We start from the raw sequence: 3,933 nt of genomic DNA, 5'->3' as shown, positions 1-3,933 counted from the left end.
ATCTGGCGGAGAGGGGGTCTTCCTCCGCCCAATCCAGCACCCTCCGTCAATGTCCGTGAAACCAGTCTCAAGCCATGAGCCGTAAGGGTTTCACACTCCGCAGCGTTCCGCAGGAATACGCGTCAATCCCCGCCTGCCGGGCGGGTAGCTGGGCGGGTATGGAGAAGGGTGCAAGGTATGGGAATGCAGTTGAACAAGCTATCGGCGAGGCGTGTCGCAACGGCCAATGAGCCGGGGTACTACCCTGACGGCGGTGGGCTGTACCTGCAAGTGACGGCCACCGGCGCCAAGAGCTGGATCTTCCGGTACCGGTTCGAAGGCAAGCGGCCAGAGATGGGGCTGGGCCCGCTCCATACTACATCGCTGGCCGAGGCCAGGGAGGCCGCGCTGGCTGCGCGGAAGATGTTGCTCGCGGGACATGACCCGCTGGCCAGCCGCAGGCAGGCCAGGGCAATCGCAGCGGCAACCCCGACATTCTGGGCGGCGGCTGAGGCATACATCGCAGAGCGCCGGGCCGGCTGGAAGAACGCAAAGCACGCCGACCAGTGGACCAACACCTTGGAGACCTACGCCAAGCCGATCATCGGAGCCAAGCGCGTGGACCGGATCGATACCGAGGACGTGCTCGCCGTCCTGCGACCGATCTGGGCCAGCAAGACCGAGACAGCCACCCGGGTGCGCCAGCGGATCGAGTGCATTCTGGATTCCGTGACGGTTCAGAAGCACCGGGCCGGCGAGAACCCGGCTCGGTGGAAGGGGCATCTGTCCGTGATTCTGCCGAAGCCAACGACCGTGACGAAGGTCGAGAACTTCCCCTCCCTTCCCTATGGCGAGATGACAGAGTTCATGGAGAAGCTGCGTAATCGGGTCGGAGAGGCAGCGCGCGCCCTGGAGTTCACCATCCTGACGGCCGCCCGCACGGGGATGACCACCGGCGCGGCGCCGGCGGAGCTGGACGCACAGTGCATCAACTGGACGGTACCGGGTAGCCGGATGAAGGCCAAGAAGGAGCATGTCGTCCCCCTTCCGCAGGCAGCCCAGGAGCTGGCGCTGCAGCGTCGCGACCGCGCCCTTCTGTTCCCGAATGACGTCACCGGGGAGCAGCTGTCAGAGAACGCCATGTTGGCCCTGCTGAATCGCATGGGCTATGGACACGTGACCGTCCACGGCTTCCGGACCACGTTCAAGACCTGGGCCGATGAAGTCGGCGGCTACCCGGACGATCTGTCCGAAGCGGCGCTGGCGCACACGATCAAGGACAAGTCCAAGGCCGCCTACAAGCGCGGGACGATGCTCGAGCGCAGACGGGAGATGATGGAGGCTTGGGCGGCGTTCTGCGGGTACTGATCAGATTGGTGCCCAAGCGCCAGCGCTGAACCGGTAGTCGATCCCCTCATCGATGACGAACGCCCGGAAGCCAGCGCGGGCCGGGATGAACCGCCACAGGCCGGCACCGGTACACAGGGCGATCTGCCCCGCTTTGCCGCCCCAGGCACCCGTCGGTGCCGCGCCGACGATCCAGCGCTTGCCGACATCCCCCGGAACCGTGGCCGGCGGCGCGGACAGATCCTTGTCTTCGACGGCCAACTGCAGCAGTGCATCGATGACCTGCAGGGCGTCGTTGATCGGGACGGACGGCTGCAGGGAGTTGGCCGGCACGGTTTCCAGGCCAAGGTTCGGGGTGGTCATGTTGGGGTTGCCTCGCTGGCCGGGCCAGGCCCGGTGATTGAATTGATGGCCGCGACCTGCACGGTGGCGCCGGCCGGCACGCTTGCACGCGTGTGGCTGGTTTCGGTCGTGTCAGCGGTGAAGCCGTCGCTGTAGCTGACCCGGTAGCCGGTGAAATACTTACTCTGCCGCGGAGCATTCTCGACGCCCAGTCGCGCCCGGCCGATCCACGACACTGTCACCGCATCGGATCCGTCGCGCTCGGCGCGCACGTGGTGCACTGGCCATTCCTGCTGGCTGGCCGGTTTGTCCAGGGACAGCGGCACCCACGCGACATCGTCCTCGTCTTGCCCTGCGCTGATACCGCGCACGCTCAGCGTCGTGCCGACCATCCACTGTTGCAGCTGCACGAACGTGAGCGAATCGTCGATCAGGACCACCGCGGCGCCGGCCGGGATAGCTGCAGGAGCGGTGGCATAGCGGCCACGGATCAGCCCGGACAGCGCGTACAGCGTACCGCCAAGCGGCGTGACGGCTTGGTACTGCAGGATCTCCCAGCTGCCATCGGCGCGCTGCACGGCCGCCCGATTCGAGTACCGCAGCAGGGTGTCCATCGAGATCGACTCGGGCTGTTCCGGCAGATTCACCTGAAGGGCTTGCCGGCTCAGGTACTCGCCGCCGATTTCGGTCGCCAGCGGGGTCAGCGTGGTGCCGATGACAGACGGCCCTGCAATATCCAGCGCGGCCGAGATCGTGGCCCCACCGTCCGTGCTCAGCTGCAACTGCCCGCCGCGCCAGCCGGCCTCCGTGCCGCGAGCGCCGACGTACCAGCCGAGCTCGTCGTCCTGGTCGCGCAGGATCGGGATATTCAGCACGGCGACGATCGTGTCGCCGACCAGCCCCGGGGTGGTGCTGATCGGCGGCGGCACGACAACGCCAGCAGCTTCCGAATCGTAGGCCCATGGCGCGTCATCGCAGGCCTCGAACTCCAGCACCCCGGAATCCTCTTCGACCTGCACAACCCGGATCCGCATCTTGCGCCCGCGCTTGTCCGTGTACTCGATGACATCAGTCGGCGTCAGCGCCGTCCAGGCAATTCCAAGGTGGAACCCGGCCTTGTGCAGCTCGCCCCAAGCGACCTTCATGCGGCGCAGCGCCACCGTAGCCGCTTGATCTGCCGACATTGTGAGCGGCACTTCGATGCTGCTTTCGCCGGTGGCCTTGACCGTGCCGCTGCGGCGCTCGGCTGTCTGCTTGGTCGCGGTGTAGCCAGCCGCCGCGTCGATGCTGATCACATTGACCTTGCGCAGCAGCTCGGCCTCCTGCACGCGGTCCAACTCCATCAGGGAGCCATCGCGCTCGACCAAGTCGGCATCGGTGATCGTCGCGACCGGTGCACGCCGGCCGCGTTTCACGAACCGCAGCTTGCGGTCGTACTCGGCGGAGTCGAAAAAGTAGGCCTGCCGCAACGGCTGGATCATAGCGTCGGCGCCACCCGGGGTGGCCACCTTGTATCCGGAGATATTCTCGAACAGATCTAAAACGTCAACATTCTCCAGTGAAACGCCGGACCTGAGCAAAAGGTCAGTAACTACATCAGAAAGAAATGGCTCCGCTTGAATCAGTGCACCAGGGTCATCTGTCCGCGCGTAGTTGCGGAATCGCCACTGCACGCGGCTACCAGTGTTACGGGCCATCGACACAAGTTCGCAGCTTGCCCCCACTCCGCTCCTCAGCACATGCTCTGTCTGATACCGCTCACGCTGATACCGGATGCAAAAATTACCGGAACGGATGTAGCACAGCAGAATATCGCTGTCGGCTGAAAATCCGACGCGACGCTCATCCATCGTACATCGCAGCGTCCGGCAACCGGATGGTAGCTGACTGTGAATCATCCCCGGAACCGTCGAGTCGTACCAGTAGAACTTCGCGTCAGCCCCTTGCGTATAGGCCACGAATGGATTCATGTTCTGATCGAAAGACAGTGCAATTTCCGTAATGCCAGGCGCACTGAATAGCAACGTCGGCGCCACACCTTGCGCCTCCACGAATACACGCACCGTCGCCGCTTCGTGATCATCCACCGCGAAGGCTCGCCAAACTTTTACGAGCAGCCCCTTGGAGGCGTCATTAAGCGCGATCCCTCCAAACTCCCAGTCCTGCAATTTGTCTCGCGGAAGCGGAGACTTCACCGGGTAATCAAAGCCGCTTATAACTGCTCTGGCTGAGAGTTCACCCCCCGGAATCATGGCATATTCGCCA

General features: G+C 64.2%; 3 protein-coding genes. 1 reads left to right on the top strand and 2 read right to left on the bottom strand.

Annotated elements, in window-relative coordinates; all coding sequences use genetic code 11:
- The first annotated feature begins 183 nt into the window (after positions 1-183).
- A complete protein-coding gene (locus ARC78_RS15320) occupies positions 184-1,347 on the top strand; it encodes a tyrosine-type recombinase/integrase (RefSeq protein ID WP_241772765.1) in 1,164 nt (387 codons plus the stop codon).
- On the opposite strand, the gene ARC78_RS15315 is transcribed toward ARC78_RS15320, so the two are convergent.
- Positions 1,348-1,689: a DUF2793 domain-containing protein gene (locus tag ARC78_RS15315; RefSeq protein WP_054659910.1), complete on the bottom strand. Its 342-nt coding sequence runs from the start codon at positions 1,687-1,689 to the stop codon at positions 1,348-1,350.
- Positions 1,686-3,933: phage tail protein (locus ARC78_RS15310; protein ID WP_241772764.1), on the bottom strand; the 2,248-nt coding region annotated here is incomplete at its 5' end. The genes ARC78_RS15310 and ARC78_RS15315, both read right to left, overlap by 4 nt.

This window comes from Stenotrophomonas pictorum JCM 9942 (assembly GCF_001431585.1).
Classification (GTDB): Bacteria; Pseudomonadota; Gammaproteobacteria; order Xanthomonadales; family Xanthomonadaceae; genus Stenotrophomonas; species Stenotrophomonas pictorum.
This window is presented reverse-complemented; position numbering and strand designations above follow the sequence as displayed.

What these genes read in the sequence shown, in the direction of transcription:
- ARC78_RS15320 (WP_241772765.1), top strand. Translation starts at nt 184, where the DNA reads ATGCAGTTGAACAAGCTATCGGCGAGGCGTGTCGCAACGGCCAATGAG.
- ARC78_RS15315 (WP_054659910.1), bottom strand. Translation starts at nt 1,689, where the DNA reads ATGACCACCCCGAACCTTGGCCTGGAAACCGTGCCGGCCAACTCCCTG.